The organism is Nocardia sp. NPDC058480 (genome assembly GCF_042720495.1).
Taxonomy (GTDB): Bacteria; Actinomycetota; Actinomycetes; order Mycobacteriales; family Mycobacteriaceae; genus Nocardia.
The window spans coordinates 1-17,580 of sequence record NZ_JBHXMN010000016.1; the positions used below are offsets into that span (position 1 = coordinate 1).

Below are 17,580 nucleotides of genomic sequence, written 5' to 3' on the forward strand. Positions count from 1 at the left end.
GAAAGCGCTGAGCCGAAGGCTCTAGTCTCGAGCGCTAACCGGCGGCCCCTTGGGGCCGCGGACACGCGCGCGCCAGCGCGCCAATAAACACAGCCAGCACAACAGAACCGGTGGCGCCTACGCAATCGCTCCCATGCGCCACCGGTTCCGTCGTCGGTCCCCCCGTCTGAGGGGTTCGCCTACATCGAGGCGATCAGCCGGTCGACGCGTTCGTCGACCGATCGGAACGGATCCTTGCACAGCACCGTGCGCTGCGCCTGATCGTTCAGCTTGAGGTGCACCCAGTCGACGGTGAAATCGCGGCCCGCTTCCTGCGCGGCGGTGATGAAGTCGCCGCGCAGCTTGGCCCGGGTGGTCTGCGGCGGGGTGTCCACCGCGGCGTCGACGGCGTCGTCCTCGGTGATCCGCTTGGCCAGACCCTTGCGCTGGAGCAGGTCGAAGACACCGCGACCACGCTTGATGTCGTGGTAGGCCAGATCCAGCTGGGCGATCTTGGGATCCGACATCTCCATGCTGTAGCGGTCCTGGTAGCGCTGGAACAGCTTGCGCTTGATCACCCAGTCGATCTCGGTGTCGACCTTGGCGAAGTCCTGCGCCTCGACCGCGTCGAGGGTGCGACCCCACAGATCCACCACCGCGTCGACCTGCGGATCGCGGTCGCGGTTGCGCAGGTGCTCGACCGCGCGGGCGTAGTACTCGCGCTGGATCTCCAGTGCGCTGGCCTGACGTCCGCCGGCCAGGCGCACGGGGCGACGACCGGTGAGATCGTGGCTGACCTCGCGAATGGCCCGTATCGGGTTGTCGAGAGCGAAATCGCGGAACGACACCCCCGCCTCGATCATCTCCAGCACCAGCGACGCGGTTCCCACCTTGAGCATGGTGGTCGGCTCGGCCATATTGGAGTCGCCGACGATCACATGCAGGCGCCGGTACTTCTCGGCGTCGGCGTGCGGTTCGTCGCGGGTATTGATGATCGGGCGCGAGCGGGTGGTCGCCGAGGAGACGCCCTCCCAGATGTGCTCGGCGCGCTGCGACAGGCAGAACGTGGCGGCCTTCGGCGTCTGCAGCACCTTGCCCGCGCCGCAGATGAGCTGGCGGGTGACCAGGAACGGGAGCAGCACATCGGAGATCCGGGAGAACTCGCCCGCCCGGACCACGAGGAAGTTCTCGTGGCAGCCGTAGGAGTTGCCCGCGGAGTCGGTGTTGTTCTTGAACAGGTAGATGTCGCCGCCGATGCCTTCTTCGGCGAGGCGCTGTTCGGCGTCTATGAGCAGGTCTTCCAGTACCCGCTCGCCTGCCCGGTCGTGGGTGACCAACTGCACCAGGCTGTCGCATTCGGCGGTGGCGTACTCGGGATGCGATCCGACGTCGAGGTACAACCTGGCACCGTTGCGAAGGAAGACATTGGAGCTACGGCCCCAGGACACCACCCGGCGGAACAAGTACCGGGCTACCTCGTCGGGGGACAGCCGACGGTGACCGTGGAAGGTGCATGTCACACCGAACTCGGTCTCGATCCCCATGATTCGTCGCTGCACACTATCGACACTACAGCCATGACCTGTGCCCGCGCGGCGCTCCTGACATCCCATTCGCATACGTGTTCACAACGATTCGGACAGCGAACGACCGGCGCGCACACGACGAGATCAGGCCTGCGAACCGGTGTGATTCGCAGGCCCGATCATGATCGTGACGGTGGGGTTATTTCCCCGCGTCGCCGTCGGGTTCTGGCAGCTTCGCCTCTTTCACCGCTTTCGCCGCTGTGGGCTTCGACGCGGCGAGCGCCGACTCCAGAGCGGGGCCCTGCAGCCTGCGGAACGCCCGGCGCGGCCGCTGCTGCTCGAGCGTGGCCACCTCGAGTGAGGCCTCACCGAGCGAGCGCTTGTCCTTGTCGGCCTCGGGCTGACCGGCCAGCAGCGCGCCGATCGCCACCTTCAGCGCGTCGTCCAGCGACAGACCCGGCTTGTAAGCGGCCTTGAGCTGGGTCAGGATCGGCTCGGTGGTGCCGCCCATGACGACGTACTCGCGTTCGTCGACGATGGACCCGTCGAAGGTGATCCGGTACAGCACCGAGGTCGGCGCCTGTTCCGGATAGCCGACTTCGGCGACGCACAGCTCCACTTCGTAGGGCTTGAGCTGATCGGTGAAGATCGAACCCAGGCTCTGCGCGTACAGGTTGGCCAGCCCACGCCCGGTGACATCGCGCCGGTCGTACTGGTAACCCTTGAGGTCGGCCTGCAGGATGCCGCCGCGGCGCAGTGCCTCGAACTCGTTGTACTTACCGACCGCGGCGAACCCGATACGGTCGTAGAGCTCGCTGATCTTGTGCAGCGTCGCCGAGGGGTTCTCGGCGACGAACAGCACGCCTTTGTCGTACACCAATACCACCACGCTGCGACCTCGACCGATGCCCTTGCGGGCAAGCTCGGTCTTGTCGCGCATGATCTGCTCGGCGGACGCGTAGTAGGGCAAGGTCATGCGCCGGCACCCCCGTTCTGTGCGGCCTCTCGGTCGGCGACGATAGCCGCGGTGATCGAACCGAGCAGCTCCTCGGACACCTCCACCGCACCGTCGGCGTCGATCAATACCACCGTCGGGAAGATCCCGCGCAGTGCGTCGGGCCCACCGGTGGCGGTGTCGTCGTCGGCGGCGTCCACCAGCGATTCGACCGCGATCCGCAGTGCCCGGTCCTGGTCGAGGCCGTGGCGGTACAGCTTCTTGAGCGAGGATTTAGCGAAGGTCGAGCCGGAACCGACCGAGGTGTAGCCGAACCGTTCCTCACTGCGGGAGCCGACGACGTCGTAGGACACGATCCGGCCCGCTTTGTCGGGATCGGTGACCTGGTCGTCGAAACCGACGAGCAGCGGGATGACAGCGAGTCCCTGCATCGCCGCCGGCAGGTTGTCGCGCACCATCTTCGACAACTTGTTGGCCTTGCCGTCGAAGGTCAGCGATACGCCTTCGATCTTCTCGTAGTACTCCAGTTCCACTGCGAACAGTCGCACCATCTCGACCGCCAGCCCGGCGGTGCCCGCGATGCCGGCCGCGGAGAAGGAATCGGTGATGTACACCTTCTCCATGTCCCGGGACGCAACGAGATTGCCCTGGGTGGCGCGTCGGTCGCCCGCGATCAGCACGCCACCGCGGTAGCTGACCGCGACGATGGTCGTGCCGTGCGGCGCGAAGTCCGCCGACACGGTCAGCTCCGAGCTGCCGGACCTGTTGCTGGGCAACAGGTCCGGTGCGTGCATGCGGAGATGTTCGGTGAACGAGGAGAGATCCCGCCCCGCGTGGAGGCGCAAGGGGTCACCTGGGGTCACTGGCCGCCCTTCTGCACATATGCCCGCACGAAGTCCTCGGCGTTCTCTTCGAGCACGTCATCGATCTCATCGAGCAAGTCGTCGGTTTCCTCCGCGAGCTTCTCGCGGCGTTCCTGCCCTGCCGCGTCGACGCCCTCGGGGCCCTCGTCCTCGTCGCCACCCCCGGCGCGCTTGGTCTGCTCTTGTGCCATGGCAGCCGACCTCCTCTTCCTCATCACGATGATCGTGTATGTCCTACAACCCTACCGAGCCGATCCGACAAGGTGGTCGATAGCGATCGGATTGTCGCGCGGTCGTGCCGCGAATCGCGTCAGTGGGTAAGCTGTTCGACCAGTTCCGCGGCCGTGCGCGAGGCGTCGAGCAGCCTGCCGACGTGCGCTTTCGTCCCCCGGCGTGGTTCCAGCGTCGGAATCCGCACCAGCGAATCACCGCCGAGATCGAAGATCACCGAATCCCAACTGGCGGCGGCGATATCGGCGCCGAAACGGCGCAGGCACTCACCGCGGAAGTAGGCGCGGGTATCGGTGGGCGGATTGGTCATCGCGTCGAGCACCTGCTGTTCGCTGACGAGCCGCTTCATCGACCCGCGCGCGACCAGTCGGTTGTAGAGCCCCTTGTCCAGGCGCACATCGGAGTACTGCAGGTCCATCAGGTGCAGTTTCGGCGCGGCCCAGCCAAGGCCTTCCCGGGTGCGCATGCCCTCGAGCAGGCGCAGTTTGGCAGGCCAGTCGAGCAGGTGCGCGGCTTCCATCGGGTCGCGCTCGAGCAGGTCGAGGACCATCGCCCAGTTGTCGAGGATGTCGAGCACGCGCGGGTCGTCGTTGCCTTCACGGTGGACGAACTTGGCCGCCCGCTCATGGTAGAGCCGTTGCAGCGCAAGGCCGGTCAGCTCGCGGCCGTCGACAAGGGCGACCGTGGCGCGCAGCGTCGGGTCGTGGCTGATCTGGTGCACGGCGGTGACCGGGCGGGCCAGCTGGAACTCCGAGAGGTCCTCGCCCCCTTCGATCATGTCGAGCACCAGCGCCGTGGTGCCGACCTTGAGATAGGTCGACATCTCGGCGAGATTGGCGTCGCCGATGATCACGTGTAGTCGCCGGTATTTGTCGGCGTCGGCGTGCGGCTCGTCGCGGGTGTTGATGATGCCGCGCTTGAGCGTGGTCTCCAGGCCGACCTCGACCTCGATGTAGTCGGCCCGCTGGGACAGCTGGAAACCGGCGTGGTCACCGGACTGGCCGATACCGACCCGGCCTGCACCGCAGATCACCTGGCGGGAGACGAAGAACGGCGTCAGGCCCGCGATGATGTGACTGAACGGGGTGTCACGGCTCATCAGGTAGTTCTCGTGGGTGCCGTAGGACGCGCCCTTGCCGTCGACATTGTTCTTGTACAGCTGCAGCCGGGGCGCTCCTGGCACGCTCGAGGCATGCCGGGCCGCCGCCTCCATCACCCGCTCGCCCGCTTTGTCCCAGATGACCGCGTCGAGCGGGTCGACGACCTCGGGTGCGGAGTACTCCGGGTGAGCGTGGTCGACGTAGAGCCGGGCGCCGTTGGTGAGGATCATGTTCGCCGCGCCGACCTCGTCGGCGTCGATGACCGGCGCGGGCCCGCTCATCCGGCTCAGGTCGAATCCACGCGCGTCACGCAGCGGGGATTCCACCTCGTAGTCCCACCGGGTCCGCTTGGCTCGCGGCACTCCCGCGGCGGCGGCATAGGCGAGAACGGCCTGCGTGGAGGTGAGGATCGGGTTGGCCGTCGGCTCCGTGGGGGTCGAGATGCCGTATTCGACCTCGATTCCGATGATGCGCTGCATGCTGACGAGCCTAGGCGACGCGTCCGACCCGCACCCGCATCTCGGCCCAGCGGGCTGCTGGAGGTCCGCGACGTCCCCCAAGCGGGGGACCACGAAATGGTCCTCGCGAGCGATCCGCTGGGCAGGTAGTCGCGCCGATACTCGGTGCATGACCGACGCCGTCGCCCCCGCCACCGAAGCGCCCGCCGCGCCCCGGCCCGCTCGCATGATCGCGCTGGATGTGCTGCGCGGCATCGCGATCCTGGGCACCCTCGGTACCAATATCTGGATCTTCACCAGTTCGGCGGGCATGATCGGCTACCTCGACGAGCTCGGTGCGACACCGGAGAACGCCTGGATGTGGTCCGAACGGGTACTCCAGCAGCTCGCGCAGGGCAAATTCCTCGGCCTGCTGACGGTGATGTTCGGGATCGGGCTGGCCATCCAGCAGGGTTCGGCGCAGCGGGGAGGTCGGCCATGGCCCGGCAAATACCCCTACCGCGCGGGACTACTGCTCCTGGACGGCTTACTGAACTTTCTACTCGTCGCGGAGTTCGACGTCCTGATGGGTTACGCGCTGACCGGCCTCATCGTGGCGTACATTCTCGCGACAAGCGAACGAGCACAACGGCGTTGGCTGATCATCGCGGCCTCGGTGCACGTGACGATGTTGACGTTGATCGCGGCCGCGTTGGCTTTCGCACCACAGCAGGACAGCGCCGACTCGGCACCGCTCGACCCGAATCCCTACGCCGACGGCTCCTTCTGGGATCTGGTGCTGTTCCGGCTCGACCACGCGCTGATCTTCCGGCTGGAGACGATCTTCCTGTTCCCGATGTCGATCGCCCTGTTCCTGGTCGGCGCGCGACTGTTCCGAGTGGGCGTCTTCGGACCCGAGGGCGCACGAATTCGCCGGTGGCTCATGGTGGTCGGGTTCGCGGTGGCCGCGCCGCTGGATCTGGCGGTCGGCATCGCGGGCGGCGGCGACTTCATCCTCTTCACGCGGTATGGGACGGCACCGTACGTCGCCCTCGGAATCTTGGCGGCGGTCGCCGAGTTCTACCTGCGCAGGCCGCAGATCGGGTTCGCGGGCGAACGACTGAGCGAAGTCGGCCGCACCGCCCTCAGCTGCTATATCCTGCAGAACCTGATCGCCGGAATGCTGTGCTACGGGTGGGGTTTCGGGCTCGCGGCGCGCGTATCGGATTCGGCGAGGGTGCCGTTCACCGTGGCGGTCTACCTGCTCGTCGCCGCCGCCATCATCACCTTCGCCCACCTGTGGTTGCGCAGGTTCGAGCGCGGACCGGTGGAGTGGCTGTGGAATCGAACCTATCGCGCACTCGCCGGGTGAGTCAGCGCAGTCGCTCAGCGGGCGGCGGTGCCGCGTCCGGCGCGATGAGCAGGTCGGCGACCAGCGAATCCCGTTGCAGTGGAACGCCGAGACTGCGGGCATTGCCCTCGAACAGCGACAGCACCGACTCGGTCAGAATGCCCTGCACCTGCTCGGTGGTGAGCACCGGCTCCGGATCCGCACGCCAATTCGCCACCACACCGTCGACGAGACCGACCAGGCCGAACGCCATCGGCCGCCCGCGCGCCGGGTCGATACCGAACCGGGCCAGGGTGGCCGCGAAGATGTCGGCGAGCTGTCCACCCACCGCGCGGCCCGCGCCGCTGAGACTCGGCGCGCCCTGTGGTGTCGCGTCACCGAGGAAGCGGTGCAGGTTCGGGTGGCGTTCGATCCAGCCGAGGTAGGTGGCGATGGCGCCGCGCACGGCGTCTTTGAGGGTGCCGTCGGACTCCAGGGCGGGCAGCAACTCCGCGAGCAGCAGTTCCAGGATCCGCTGCCGCGACAGCGCGTCGAGTTCGGCCCGGCCACCGACATGGCGGTAGACCACCGGGCGCGGCAGTGCCAGATGCTCGGCGATCAACTGCACCGAGATCTCGAGACCGTGCTCCTCGATCACCTCGATGGCGGCGTCGATCATCTCCGCACGGCGGCGCTCTTTATGGCCGTGCCAGCGGGTGGCGCGACCGTCGGCGGCGGTCTGATCGGCGTGCGCGGATGGTGCAGTCACAGTGCTCACGATACCCGTGTCGATATTGACTGTTACACAGCGTTCCACTAATTTGTGCGATACACGCTGTAACACCTAATGCTCACCGAACTCGGCATGCACGCACCGCCACCTCCCTGCGCCGGTATGCTCGGTGGCATGCAGGCACGGGCGATGGTGATGGCGTACGCGGTTCTCGCGTGCGTGCTGCCCGCCTTCGTGCTCATCTCCACGCCCGGCGGTGAGACCACGCGCATGCTCGCGTTCGGTGCCGTCGCCGCCGCGATGGTGTGCGCGCTGGTCGCGGTCACCGGCCGCAGTCAGCCGCCGGTTCGAGTCGCGTGTGCGGGTCCACCGCGGTCGGCACAGCGCCGATTGCGCGGTTCCTTTCTGCGACAGAGCAATCCGGATGCCGCCGGTCGTCCACGTCCACGAGCTCCGGGGATCGATCACCACTGACAGGTGCCGCGCCGTCGGCGCCGCCTGTCGGAATTCGTGATCCCACTCCCCCTTTCGTGCGTTCGCGCACGCTGCACGGACAGGTCGTCCCGTCATGCTCGATTTCGTCTATTTTCCCGTGTCCGCGGTCCTGTGGTGCTGGCACCAGCTCTTCGCGATTCCACTGGGCCCCGCCAGCGGTCTCGCGTGGCTACTCGCCGTAGTCGCGCTGGTCGTCACCGTCCGCGCGCTACTCGTGCGCACCGCACTTCGACAAGCCCGGTCCCAGAAAGTCCTGCGTTCACTGCAACCGCAGATGGACACCATTCGCCGCACCCACCGCGACGACCCGCGCGCCCAGGCCGAGCAGATCCGGCTGCTCCATCGCGAGCACAACGTCAGCATGTTCGCCGGATTCGTCCCGTTGATCGCCCAGGGACTCGTCTTCCTCGGTCTGTTCCATGTGCTGCGCTCGTTCGACCGAACCGGCACCTACGCGGTCGGCCCGTTCACTGCGACGGACACCCCGCTGCCGGTCGAGGTCAACAGCGCCACCGCGAACTACCTGTTCGGCGCGCCCGAGGTCCGCGCGTTCCTCGATACCCGGCTGTTCGGCGCACCACTCTCGGCGACCCTCAGCGGCGCGGGCGAGGTTTTCGTCGCGGTCGCCGTCCTCGCCATCCCGCTGGTGCTGATCGCCGCCCTCGCCACGCACTTCACGGCCCGGCTCACCCCGGCGGTCGGGGACAACCGCACGGCCACGATCATGCGCAACCTGTCGCTGTGGGTGTTCCCGGCGGGTGCGCTCATCGGCGGTGCCATCCTGCCGGTCGTCGTGCTCACCTATTTCGCCACCAATGCCCTGTGGACGTGCGGGCAGCAATACCTGATCCACCGCACCCTCGCCGCCGAGGAATCCGTGCAGAAGGCGCTGGTCACCACGGCGGCCCGAGCCTCCGCACCGCGACCGGGGGTGAAGCCACAGCGCCGGAAACGGTGAATCGGCGCCGGGGTGCGGGGCCGGACCAGGTCGGTGGGGGCCGGTGCTGCGCCCCCACGCTCGCGGCCGGTTGGCACGCGCCCGTCAGCGCCACCGGCGGTTACCCTCGGGCGGTGTCAGCGAATCCGGAGGCCGAACTGCTCGCCGTCTACGATGCCGCGGGGCTGGTGATCGGCGAGGCCGATCGAGGCACCGTCTATCGCGAGGGACTGTGGCATGCCAGCGCGGGTGTGCTGGTGCGGTCGGCCGATGGCAATCGGGTGTACGTCCATCGGCGCACCGACAGCAAACTCGTCTTCGCCGGCATGCACGACTGCCTGGCGGGCGGCGTGGTCGACGCGGGCGAGGACCCGTCCGACACCGCGATCCGCGAACTCCGCGAGGAACTCGGCATCGTTGTCCCCGCAGGCACGGTACTTCCGTTGCGCGCCACCGCATCCTGGGACGGCGACTGGGACGGCCGCGCATTGCGCTGCCACCTGTTCGGTTACGAGTACCGCTGCGACGGTCCGATCGTCCACCAGCCGTCCGAGATCGCGGACGGCTGGTGGTGGACCGATGCCGAACTGCGTGCGCACCTGCGTGATCCGGCGTGGCCCTTCGTTCCCGACACCCGGGTCGTCCTGGACGGCCTGCTCACCGGAGCCGACGGCCGCCGACCCTGACTCAGCGTCGAACAACCGCCGCGATCAGTCCAGGCTGCGCAGCGATTCCTCGTCGCGGGCCACCACCGCGCCACCGTCGGCGGTGAGCACGATCGGCCGCTGGATCAGCTTCGGATGCTGTGCCAGCGCGGCCAGCCACTGCTCCCGATCCGTCTCGGCACGACCCCACCCGGCCATCCCGAGATCCTTGGCGATCTGCTCGCCGGTGCGGGTGATGTCCCACGGCTCGGCACCGAGACGCGCCAGCACCGCCCGCAACTCCTCGACCGTCGGCGGATCGTCGAGGTAACGGCGCACGGTGTACTCCACGCCGGTCTCGTCGAGGTGCGCGGTGGCGTTGCGGCTCTTCGTGCAGCGCGGGTTGTGCCAGATCTCGGTCTGCCCAGATGTCATATCGGCAGCGTAGTCACGTGCCGTGCGGGCACCAGCGCACGTGGCGATACTTGAACCATGAGCGACACCGCATCCCCCGAGAATCCTTACGGCACACCGACCACCACCGGGCCGGAACCGATCCGCTCCTATCAGGCCAAGGTCAATACCCTCATCCGCAGCCTGCTGAAGGTGCCGTTCCTGTCCGGCATCGTCGGCAAACATCTCGCCACCCTGCACGTCGTCGGCCGCAAATCCGGCGTGGTCTACGACGTCCCGGTGGCCTACACCGTGCACGACGGCGCCTTGCTGATCGGCACCGCGCTGCGCCCTTGGGTGAAGAATCTGCAGGGCGGCGCGCAGGTGCGGGTGTCGCGTGGCAGCGCGCCCGAAACGTTCACCGCCACGGTGTACACCGACGAGCAGGACGTCATCGAGCTGTTCGCGGTGATCGCACGGGACAACAAGCAGAACGCGAAATTCAACGGCATCGGTTACCTCGCCGACGGCGAACCGTCCAAGGCCGATATCTACCAGACCTGGCAGCAGGGCGGCGTCGTCATCGGGCTGACCCCGCGCTGAGCACACGCCGACGGCCCATCGGCATCCCGATGGACCGTCGTGTGTGAGCTGTTACTTACCGCCCTCGGTCGGGGTGACCTGCGCGGGCTGGTAGCTCGCACCCGTGACGTCGACGCCCGCGGCTTTCAACTGGTCGAGAGCCTTGGTGACGTACTCGGTGGTGTAGGCGTCGGCGTCGGGGTCCTTGGTGAGAACCGTCGCGCCCTCGGCGTTCTTGGTGTTCTTGGCGATCGACACCGTGCGATCCCACGCCGTCTTGTCGATGGTGCCGATGCCGGCGGGTGAGGGCCAGATCAGCTTGTTCACCTCGTTGATCTGCCACTGCTGGTGTCCCGCGCCGAGGGTGGCGCCTGCGGCGACGGTGATGTCGCGGCACTTGTCGAGATTGTCACGGCAGAATGCCCAGCCTTTGAGCGAGGCGGTCAGGAACTTCACCGTTTGATCCTGGTACTTGCTGTCCTTCAGCTTCTCGGTGTTGGCCCACAGGGCGTCCTGCAGCATGGCCACACCTTCGTCGTTCCAGTCGATGGTGCTGAAATCGTCTGCGGTGTAGAGCTTTCCGGTCGCCGGGTTCTTCGTTTCGAGCAGCTGGGCGTACTCGTTGTAGGACATTGCCTGGGCGGCGGCGATGTCCTTGGCGAGGAAGGCGTTCATGTCGAACTGCTGCTGGACCAGTTTCACGTCCTTGGCCGGGTCGATACCGGCCTTCGTCATCCCGGCGAAGAGCTCGAATTCGTTGCCGTAGCCCCAGTTTCCGACAGTCTTGCCGCGGAGCGCGGCGGGCCCGGCGATATTGTCGGCCTTGAACGACACCTGCTTGGTGCCCGATCTCTGGAAGATCTGCGCGATCTCGGTGATCCCGGCGCCTGCCTCGCGCGAGGCGAGGGCCTTGGGCACCCACGCGACCGCGTAGTCGGCCTGGCCCTGGGCGAGCACGGTCTGCGGGACGATGTCGGTGCCACCGTCGAGGATTTCGACCGACAGGCCCTGTTCCTTGTAGAACCCCTGGTCCACGGCGGCCAGGTAGCCCGCGAACTGCCCCTGCTTGAACCATTGCAGCTGCAAGGTCACCTTGGTGAGGCCGTCGGCGGTGGTCTCGGAGTCACTGTCGGTGGTACTACAGCCGGTCAGCGCGGCGGCGGCTACGGCGGCCAGCGCCACCGCGGTGCGCAGCCGGAGTGCAGTCTTGCTCATGGATGGATCTCCCTCATCGGATCGTGGACAGCAGCGGGGTTCGGGGTCGGCGGGTGAGTTGTTCGAGCAGCAGGACGGCGGCCAGGAAAACGAGTCCGACGCACATCGCGCCGACGACATAGGCCCAGGCCCGCGGATAGGCGGTATTGGCCGCGGCGGAGGTGATCCGGCTACCGAGTCCGTTCTGCAGGCCGCCGAAGTATTCGGCGATGATGGCCGCGATCACCGCGCCGGGCGCGGCGATCCGCAAACCCGTGAACAGGTGCGGCAGCGCGGCGGGCAGGCGCACGGTGCGGGTGATCTGCCAGCCCGACGCGGCGTAGGAGGTCATCAGGTCGGCCTGCACCTTGGGCACCTGACGCAACCCCCGTGCGGTGCTGACGAAGACCGGGAAGAACACGACGATGGTGACGACGAGCCGTCGCGGCGTCTCGGTGGTCGTCGAGTACATCGAGTTCAGCAGCGGTGCCAGCGCCACGATCGGCACCGCGGCGGCGGCCGCGGCCAACGGGGTGAGCAACCCGTCGATCAGCGCGAACCGCACCGCGAGCACGGCGGCGACCACGCCGAGCACCGTCCCCGCGACGAACCCGATCAGCGCGTTCGTGCCCGTGGCGAGGGAGGCATCCAGGATCCGGCCCGCGTTCTCGCCGAACTGGGTGGCGATCGCGCTGGGTGCAGGCAGCAGGAACGAGGGCACGCCCGCCACCACGGTGAGCACCTGCCACAGCGCGAGGACCACGACACCGACCAGCACCGGCGGCAGCCACGTTTTCATCGCAGATCCCGGCCGGCCACGGCGGTGTCGTCGTGCTCGCCCCGTAGCGCCGCGCGCACCGCGGCGACGGCGGCGAAGAACTCCGGGGAAGCCCGAACATCGGTGCCCGCCTCGCGATCCCAACCACCGGTCGCCACGATGTCGCTGATCCGGCCGGGTCGTGCGGACAGCACCACCACCCGGTCCGACAGGTACACCGCCTCGGGAATCGAGTGGGTGACGAATACGACGGCGGCGCCGGTCTCCCCCGCGATGCGCAGCAATTCGCCCTGCATGCGTTCTCTGGTCATCTCGTCGAGCGCACCGAACGGTTCGTCCATCAGCAGCAGCGACGGTTTACGGGCCAGCGCACGGGCGATGGCGACGCGTTGCTGCATGCCGCCGGACAGTTCGGCCGGATAGCGGTCGGCGAACTCGCTGAGCCCCGCCATGGCGAGCAGTTCGGCACTGCGTGCCTTGCGCTGCGCCTTGGGCACCTTGTGCAACTCCAGGGGCAGTTCGACATTGGCCGCGACAGTGCGCCATTCGAGCAGTCCGGCTTGCTGGAACGCGATGCCGTAGTCCTGGTCGACCCGCGCCTGACGCGCGGGCTTGCCGTGCACGCGGGCAGTGCCGCTGCTCGGCGTCTCGAGATCGGCGACGATCCGCAGCAGGGTGGACTTGCCACAGCCCGAAGGTCCGATGAGCGAGACGAATTCGCCCGCGTCGACCGTGAGCGAGACATCCGACAGCGCTGTCACCGCACCGGCGGCGAACGTCTTGCCTACGTGGCTCAGCTCTACCGCTGCCGAGGCCGACGACACCGGACTGCCGGGTTCGGTGACTGAGGTGGTCATGGGTACTTCTTCCTGAAACGTTGTCGTGGAGAGTGTTTCGACGGCGCTCATCAGCCCTCGCTCGATGTGCCGGTGCCGGGCGGGTGGCTGTAACGGCGCAGTGCCAGCTCCACCAGACCGACCAGCGCGGTGAGGACGACGCCGAGCAGCGCGGCGGCGAGGACAGCGGCGTACAGCCGGGCCGAATCGCCGGTGGCCTGCTGGGAGAACACGATGATCTGTCGCCCGATCCCGCCCGCCGTGCCGGTGGAGATCTCGGCGACGACCGCACCGATCACCGCAGCCGCGGCGGCCAGCCGCAGCGCGGGAATCAGCGAGGGAACCGCGGCGGGAAACCGCAAGCGTGTCAACGTCGCCCACCATCCGGCCGAGCAGCTACGCATCAACTCGACCGAGGCCGCCGACGGAGTCTGCAATCCGCGCAGCATCCCGATGGCGATGGGAAAGAAGGCTAGATAGGCCGCGATCACGACGATGCTCATCCACGGCCGCCACGGCTCACCGCCGATGGACAGTTTGCCGCCCCATGCCGCCACCAGCGGGGCGAGCGCGATCAGCGGAACTGTCTGCGAGAGCACCACATACGGCAGCAGCCCGCGTTCGAGCCAGCCGAACCGCTGCATCGCGACCGCCAGTGCCACACCGACCACGGCGCCGAGTAGCAGCGCGAGCAACGACAGACCCAAGGTGAACACCCCGGTGCGCAGCAGTGTTTCACCGACGGTGCCCTTGCCGTCCGCATCGCCGAGCACGGTAAACACTGCCCAGACATGGGGGAGCGCGCCGTCGCTGGTGCGGGGAAGTATTCGGGTGCCCGCGACGCTCACGCCGTCGGCGGGCACCAGTACCTTCACCAGCTCCCAGATCGCCGCCACGAGCACGAACGCGCTCACCGCGTAGACCGCGCGCAGCAACCGGGTCCGACCGGGTGTGGCGGCTCGGATCTTCTGTGGGACAACAACTGTCGCCGGATCGATGGTTGCCGTAGTCACCGACGCACTCCCACCCTGCGGTCCACTCGCCGTTGCCCGGCGAGCGTCGCGGCGATACTGTGCGCGCCGGTGTTCGAAGCCCCTACCAGCGCGAGCTCGGCGGTCATGACAGACCAGCCGCTCGCGTCGCGGTGACCTGCTGATTCAGCCGCGGCAGAATCTGCTCGCCATAGGCCTCGAGCGTGGCGGTCTTGGCGTCGTGCTGCAGATACACCGCGAATTGGCCGACGCCGAGCTGCTCGAGCTCCCACAACCGGGCGAGCTGCTGGTCGGGGGTGCCGATCAGGCAGAACCGGTCGACGATCTCGTCGGGCACGAAGTCGGCGTGCGTATTGCCCGCTCGTCCGTGCTGGTTGTAGTCGTAGCCCTGCCTGCCCGCGATGTAGTCGGTCAACGCCGCCGGAACATCGCCGCCCGCACCGTATTTCGCGACGAGGTCGGAGACATGATTACCGACCATGCCGCCGAACCAGCGGCATTGGTCGCGAGCGTGCGCCAACGCGGCTGCCGACCCGTCGGTCACGTAGGCGGGCGCGGCGACACAGATCTTCACCGAGAGCGGATCACGGCCCGCCGCCTCGGCCGCCGCACGCACCTTGGCGATGGTCCAGGCGGTGATGTCGGGGTCGGCGAGTTGCAGGATGAACCCGTCGGCGACCTGCCCGGTCAATTCGAGTGCCTTCGGCCCGTACCCGGCCACCCACACCTCGAGCCGCGAGTCGGCGGCCCACGGAAAGCGCACTTCGGTGTCGCCGATCCGGGCACTGCGGCCGTTGCCGAGTTCCCTGATCACCTCGACCGATTCGCGCAGCGTCGCCAGCGTCGTCGGCTTGCCGCCAAGGGTGCGGATCGCCGAGTCGCCGCGACCGATGCCGCAGATCGTGCGGTTGCCGAACATGTCGTTGAGCGTGGCGAAGGTGGACGCGGTCACCGTCTGGTCCCGGGTGGCCGGGTTGGTGACCATGGGGCCCACGATCACCTTGCGGGTGGCGGCCAGGATCTGGCTGTAGATCACGTAGGGCTCCTGCCAGAGCAGGTGCGAGTCGAAGGTCCACACATGCGAGAACCCGTGGGTCTCGGCCACTCTGGCCAGTTCGATCACCCGCGACGCGGGTGGTGTGCACTGCAGGACGACACCGATGTCCATCGGCACTCTCCGTTTCGGCGATAGGTGCTACAGAAGGTTCTGTGACAGGCCGCGGCGGACGAACCGCCCGTGCCCGGCGCGACCGTGGTAGACGCCGTCGTCGACGATCACCCGGCCGCGGGACAGGACCGTGTCGACATGTCCGTCGATCTCGAAGCCCTCCCACGCGGAATGGTCCATGTTCATGTGGTGGGTCTTGCCGAGGCCGATGCTGGTGTGCCCGTTGGGGTCGTAGATCACGACATCGGCATCGGCACCCGGACTGATCACGCCCTTGCGCGGGTACATGCCGAACATCCGGGCCGGGTTGGTGCAGCAGACCTCGACCCACCGTTCGAGGGAGATCCGCCCGTCCTTGACGCCCTGGAACAGCAGGTCCATCCGGTGCTCGACACCGCCGATCCCGTTCGGGATCTTGCTGAAATCGCCCACGCCGAGCTCTTTCTGGTCCTTCATGCAGAACGGGCAGTGGTCGGTGCTCACCGCGGTGACATCACCGGTGCGGATGTAGCGCCACAACTCGTCCTGATGGCCCTCGGCGCGCGAGCGCAGCGGCGTCGAGCAGACCCACTTGGCACCCTCGAAACCCGGTGCGCCCAACTGCTCTTCGAGCGAGAGGTACAGGTACTGCGGACATGTTTCGGCGAAGACGTTGCGCCCGTTGTCGCGTGCCGTCACGATCTGTTCCATCGCCTGTTTGGCCGAGACGTGCACCACATACAGCGGAGCACCGGTCAACTGCGCCAACATGATCGCGCGATGGGTGGCCTCGGCTTCCATCTGCCACGGGCGGCTGGTGCCGTGGAAGTAGGGCGAGGTGTCGCCGCGCGCGAGGGCCTGTTCGACGAGGACGTCGATGGCGATGCCGTTCTCCGCGTGCATCATCATCAGCGCGCCGAGGTCGCCCGCCGACTGCATGGCACGCAGGATCTGGCCGTCGTCGGAGTAGAAGACACCCGGATAGGCCATGAACAGTTTGAAGCTGGTGACACCCTCGCTGACGAGTTCGCTCATCCCCTTGAGGGATTCGTCGTTGACATCGCCGATGATCTGGTGGAACCCGTAGTCGATCGCGCACAGACCGGCCGCCTTGGCGTGCCATTCGGCGAGGGTGTCCTGCACCCGCTGGCCCGGTTTCTGCACGGCGAAGTCGACGATCGTGGTCGTGCCGCCCCAGGCCGCGGCCCTTGTTCCGGTTTCGAAGGTGTCGCTGGCCTCGGTACCGCCGAACGGCAGCTGCATGTGCGTGTGCCCGTCGACGCCGCCGGGGATCACGTACTTGCCGGTCGCGTCGATCACGGTATCGGCGTCGGCGGCCAGATCGGCCCCGAGCGCGGTCGAACCCGGTTGCAGGACAGCGACAATCGTCTCGTTCTCGATCAGCACGTCGAGGAGCTGGGACCCGGTGGCGCTCACCACCGTCCCGCCGTGGATGAAGGTACGCATCAGGGGGTCACCAACGGTCCGTAGGCATCCGGGCGACGGTCGCGATAGAACGCCCATCGCTCACGCACGGTTTTGATCAGATCCATATCAAGATCACGAACAACCAATTCCGGCGAGGTATCGGAGGCGACCTCGCCGACGAACTTCCCCTCGGGATCGACGAAATAGCTCGTACCGTAGAAGTCGTCGTCGCCGTATTCGCTCTCGATACCGACCCGGTTGATCGCGCCGACGTAATACTCGTTGGCCACCGCCGAGGCGGGCTGCTCGAGTTTCCACAGATAACTGGAAAGCCCCCTCGACGTCGCCGACGGATTGAACACGATTTCCGCGCCCGCGAGGCCGAGCGCGCGCCAGCCCTCCGGGAAATGCCGGTCGTAGCAGATATAGACGCCCACCTTGCCGACCGCGGTGTCGAATACCGGCCAACCGAGATTGCCGGGTCTGAAGTAGAACTTCTCCCAGAATCCGGTCACCTGCGGGATGTGGTGTTTGCGGTATTTACCCAGGTAGGAACCATCGGCGTCGATCACCGCCGCCGTGTTGTAGAGCAGGCCGTCCATCTCGCGCTCGTACACCGGCGCCACGATCACCAGGTTCAGCTCGGCGGCCAGTGCGGCGAATCGCTCGGTCGTCGGACCCGGTACCGATTCGGCGTACTCGTAGAACTTGGCGTCCTGTAGCTGGCAGAAATACGGGCCGTAGAACAACTCCTGGAAGCAGATCACCTGCGCGCCCTGCGCCGCCGCCTCCCGTGCGTAGTCCTCGTGAACTTTGATCATTGATTCTTTGTCACCGGTCCAGCTGGTCTGGACGAGCGCCGCTCTGACGATTCCCATGCTTTGTTATACTGCACCTACAACTGATTCCGTTGTGTTACAAGAGTGCGGAAACAGTTTCGGTGCCGTAAACCTTGGCGGCGCCCTCCGATCGGCCGCGCACGACCGGCGCAGAATGGGCC

The 17,580-nt window shown here is 67.1% G+C and carries 19 protein-coding genes; 5 read left to right on the forward strand and 14 right to left on the reverse strand.

What is annotated here, in order from left to right:
• Nucleotides 1-179 precede the first annotated feature (179 nt).
• The 5 genes from pafA to dop form a co-directional block, all read right to left on the reverse strand.
• Nucleotides 180-1,538: a Pup--protein ligase gene (pafA, locus tag ACFWO8_RS27430; protein ID WP_194824832.1), complete on the reverse strand. Its 1,359-nt coding sequence runs from the start codon at nucleotides 1,536-1,538 to the stop codon at nucleotides 180-182.
• A 166-nt stretch (nucleotides 1,539-1,704) separates the two neighbouring features.
• On the reverse strand, nucleotides 1,705-2,481 hold the full coding sequence (gene prcA / locus ACFWO8_RS27435) for a proteasome subunit alpha (RefSeq protein ID WP_378965723.1): 777 nt from the start codon (nucleotides 2,479-2,481) through the stop codon (nucleotides 1,705-1,707).
• Complete coding sequence (prcB, locus tag ACFWO8_RS27440; protein WP_378965728.1) at nucleotides 2,478-3,254, reverse strand: proteasome subunit beta; 777 nt, start codon at nucleotides 3,252-3,254, stop codon at nucleotides 2,478-2,480. Before prcB ends, prcA begins: the two co-directional genes overlap by 4 nt.
• Before the next feature lie 65 nt (nucleotides 3,255-3,319).
• The gene (locus ACFWO8_RS27445; protein ID WP_019047503.1) at nucleotides 3,320-3,514 is read right to left on the reverse strand and encodes a ubiquitin-like protein Pup; all 195 of its coding nucleotides are present in this window, start codon (nucleotides 3,512-3,514) and stop codon (nucleotides 3,320-3,322) included.
• A gap of 119 nt (nucleotides 3,515-3,633) precedes the next feature.
• A complete protein-coding gene (gene dop, locus ACFWO8_RS27450) occupies nucleotides 3,634-5,133 on the reverse strand; it encodes a depupylase/deamidase Dop (protein ID WP_378965741.1) in 1,500 nt (499 codons plus the stop codon).
• 148 nt (nucleotides 5,134-5,281) lie between these two features.
• Here dop and ACFWO8_RS27455 point away from each other — a divergent pair, with 148 nt between their 5' ends.
• Complete coding sequence (locus ACFWO8_RS27455) at nucleotides 5,282-6,463, forward strand: DUF418 domain-containing protein (RefSeq protein WP_378965747.1); 1,182 nt, start codon at nucleotides 5,282-5,284, stop codon at nucleotides 6,461-6,463.
• A 1-nt stretch (nucleotide 6,464) separates the two neighbouring features.
• Here the strand turns inward: ACFWO8_RS27455 and ACFWO8_RS27460 are convergent, their stop codons facing one another.
• Nucleotides 6,465-7,190 carry a TetR/AcrR family transcriptional regulator gene (locus tag ACFWO8_RS27460; protein WP_378965751.1) on the reverse strand — a complete coding sequence of 242 codons (726 nt, stop codon included), beginning with the start codon at nucleotides 7,188-7,190 and terminating at the stop codon, nucleotides 6,465-6,467.
• Between the two features lie 138 nt (nucleotides 7,191-7,328).
• Between ACFWO8_RS27460 and ACFWO8_RS27465 the strand changes: the two genes are divergently transcribed.
• The 3 genes from ACFWO8_RS27465 (at nucleotide 7,329) to ACFWO8_RS27475 (ending at nucleotide 9,272) form a co-directional block, all read left to right on the forward strand.
• Nucleotides 7,329-7,628: a DUF6412 domain-containing protein gene (locus ACFWO8_RS27465; RefSeq protein WP_378965754.1), complete on the forward strand. Its 300-nt coding sequence runs from the start codon at nucleotides 7,329-7,331 to the stop codon at nucleotides 7,626-7,628.
• Between the two features lie 94 nt (nucleotides 7,629-7,722).
• Nucleotides 7,723-8,607: a membrane protein insertase YidC gene (gene yidC / locus ACFWO8_RS27470; RefSeq protein ID WP_378965757.1), complete on the forward strand. Its 885-nt coding sequence runs from the start codon at nucleotides 7,723-7,725 to the stop codon at nucleotides 8,605-8,607.
• A gap of 113 nt (nucleotides 8,608-8,720) precedes the next feature.
• Entirely contained in the window at nucleotides 8,721-9,272 is a 552-nt protein-coding gene (locus ACFWO8_RS27475) for an NUDIX domain-containing protein (RefSeq protein WP_378965761.1), read from the forward strand.
• A 24-nt stretch (nucleotides 9,273-9,296) separates the two neighbouring features.
• Here ACFWO8_RS27475 and ACFWO8_RS27480 read toward each other — a convergent pair whose 3' ends face one another.
• On the reverse strand, nucleotides 9,297-9,665 hold the full coding sequence (locus ACFWO8_RS27480) for an arsenate reductase family protein (protein ID WP_378965766.1): 369 nt from the start codon (nucleotides 9,663-9,665) through the stop codon (nucleotides 9,297-9,299).
• A 57-nt stretch (nucleotides 9,666-9,722) separates the two neighbouring features.
• Here ACFWO8_RS27480 and ACFWO8_RS27485 point away from each other — a divergent pair, with 57 nt between their 5' ends.
• Entirely contained in the window at nucleotides 9,723-10,226 is a 504-nt protein-coding gene (locus ACFWO8_RS27485; protein WP_378965776.1) for a nitroreductase/quinone reductase family protein, read from the forward strand.
• Between the two features lie 51 nt (nucleotides 10,227-10,277).
• Here ACFWO8_RS27485 and ACFWO8_RS27490 read toward each other — a convergent pair whose 3' ends face one another.
• The 7 genes from ACFWO8_RS27490 to ACFWO8_RS27520 form a co-directional block, all read right to left on the reverse strand.
• Nucleotides 10,278-11,420 carry an ABC transporter substrate-binding protein gene (locus ACFWO8_RS27490; RefSeq protein WP_378965781.1) on the reverse strand — a complete coding sequence of 381 codons (1,143 nt, stop codon included), beginning with the start codon at nucleotides 11,418-11,420 and terminating at the stop codon, nucleotides 10,278-10,280.
• A 13-nt stretch (nucleotides 11,421-11,433) separates the two neighbouring features.
• On the reverse strand, nucleotides 11,434-12,198 hold the full coding sequence (locus ACFWO8_RS27495; protein ID WP_378965783.1) for an ABC transporter permease: 765 nt from the start codon (nucleotides 12,196-12,198) through the stop codon (nucleotides 11,434-11,436).
• Nucleotides 12,195-13,034 (reverse strand): ABC transporter ATP-binding protein, encoded by an 840-nt coding sequence (locus tag ACFWO8_RS27500; protein ID WP_378965784.1) that lies wholly within the window; start codon nucleotides 13,032-13,034, stop codon nucleotides 12,195-12,197. Before ACFWO8_RS27500 ends, ACFWO8_RS27495 begins: the two co-directional genes overlap by 4 nt.
• 50 nt (nucleotides 13,035-13,084) lie before the next feature.
• Nucleotides 13,085-14,026 (reverse strand): ABC transporter permease, encoded by a 942-nt coding sequence (locus ACFWO8_RS27505; protein ID WP_378965788.1) that lies wholly within the window; start codon nucleotides 14,024-14,026, stop codon nucleotides 13,085-13,087.
• A gap of 103 nt (nucleotides 14,027-14,129) precedes the next feature.
• On the reverse strand, nucleotides 14,130-15,173 hold the full coding sequence (locus ACFWO8_RS27510; protein WP_378965793.1) for a TIGR03842 family LLM class F420-dependent oxidoreductase: 1,044 nt from the start codon (nucleotides 15,171-15,173) through the stop codon (nucleotides 14,130-14,132).
• Nucleotides 15,174-15,200: 27 nt separating this feature from the next.
• Nucleotides 15,201-16,619, reverse strand: a complete 1,419-nt coding sequence (gene hydA / locus ACFWO8_RS27515) for a dihydropyrimidinase (RefSeq protein WP_378965798.1) — start codon at nucleotides 16,617-16,619, stop codon at nucleotides 15,201-15,203.
• Nucleotides 16,619-17,458: a nitrilase-related carbon-nitrogen hydrolase gene (locus ACFWO8_RS27520; protein ID WP_378965804.1), complete on the reverse strand. Its 840-nt coding sequence runs from the start codon at nucleotides 17,456-17,458 to the stop codon at nucleotides 16,619-16,621. The genes hydA and ACFWO8_RS27520 overlap by 1 nt, the downstream gene beginning before the upstream one ends.
• Between the last annotated feature and the right edge of the window lie 122 nt (nucleotides 17,459-17,580).

Coding starts and splice junctions, on each gene's coding strand:
- prcA (WP_378965723.1), bottom strand. CDS start 2,481: ATGACCTTGCCCTACTACGCGTCCGCCGAGCAGATCATGCGCGACAAG.
- ACFWO8_RS27455 (WP_378965747.1), top strand. CDS start 5,282: ATGACCGACGCCGTCGCCCCCGCCACCGAAGCGCCCGCCGCGCCCCGG.
- ACFWO8_RS27445 (WP_019047503.1), bottom strand. CDS start 3,514: ATGGCACAAGAGCAGACCAAGCGCGCCGGGGGTGGCGACGAGGACGAG.
- ACFWO8_RS27510 (WP_378965793.1), bottom strand. CDS start 15,173: ATGGACATCGGTGTCGTCCTGCAGTGCACACCACCCGCGTCGCGGGTG.
- yidC (WP_378965757.1), top strand. CDS start 7,723: ATGCTCGATTTCGTCTATTTTCCCGTGTCCGCGGTCCTGTGGTGCTGG.
- ACFWO8_RS27495 (WP_378965783.1), bottom strand. CDS start 12,198: ATGAAAACGTGGCTGCCGCCGGTGCTGGTCGGTGTCGTGGTCCTCGCG.
- dop (WP_378965741.1), bottom strand. CDS start 5,133: ATGCAGCGCATCATCGGAATCGAGGTCGAATACGGCATCTCGACCCCC.
- ACFWO8_RS27520 (WP_378965804.1), bottom strand. CDS start 17,458: ATGGGAATCGTCAGAGCGGCGCTCGTCCAGACCAGCTGGACCGGTGAC.
- ACFWO8_RS27480 (WP_378965766.1), bottom strand. CDS start 9,665: ATGACATCTGGGCAGACCGAGATCTGGCACAACCCGCGCTGCACGAAG.
- ACFWO8_RS27465 (WP_378965754.1), top strand. CDS start 7,329: ATGCAGGCACGGGCGATGGTGATGGCGTACGCGGTTCTCGCGTGCGTG.
- ACFWO8_RS27485 (WP_378965776.1), top strand. CDS start 9,723: ATGAGCGACACCGCATCCCCCGAGAATCCTTACGGCACACCGACCACC.
- hydA (WP_378965798.1), bottom strand. CDS start 16,619: ATGCGTACCTTCATCCACGGCGGGACGGTGGTGAGCGCCACCGGGTCC.
- ACFWO8_RS27500 (WP_378965784.1), bottom strand. CDS start 13,034: ATGACCACCTCAGTCACCGAACCCGGCAGTCCGGTGTCGTCGGCCTCG.
- ACFWO8_RS27490 (WP_378965781.1), bottom strand. CDS start 11,420: ATGAGCAAGACTGCACTCCGGCTGCGCACCGCGGTGGCGCTGGCCGCC.
- prcB (WP_378965728.1), bottom strand. CDS start 3,254: ATGCACGCACCGGACCTGTTGCCCAGCAACAGGTCCGGCAGCTCGGAG.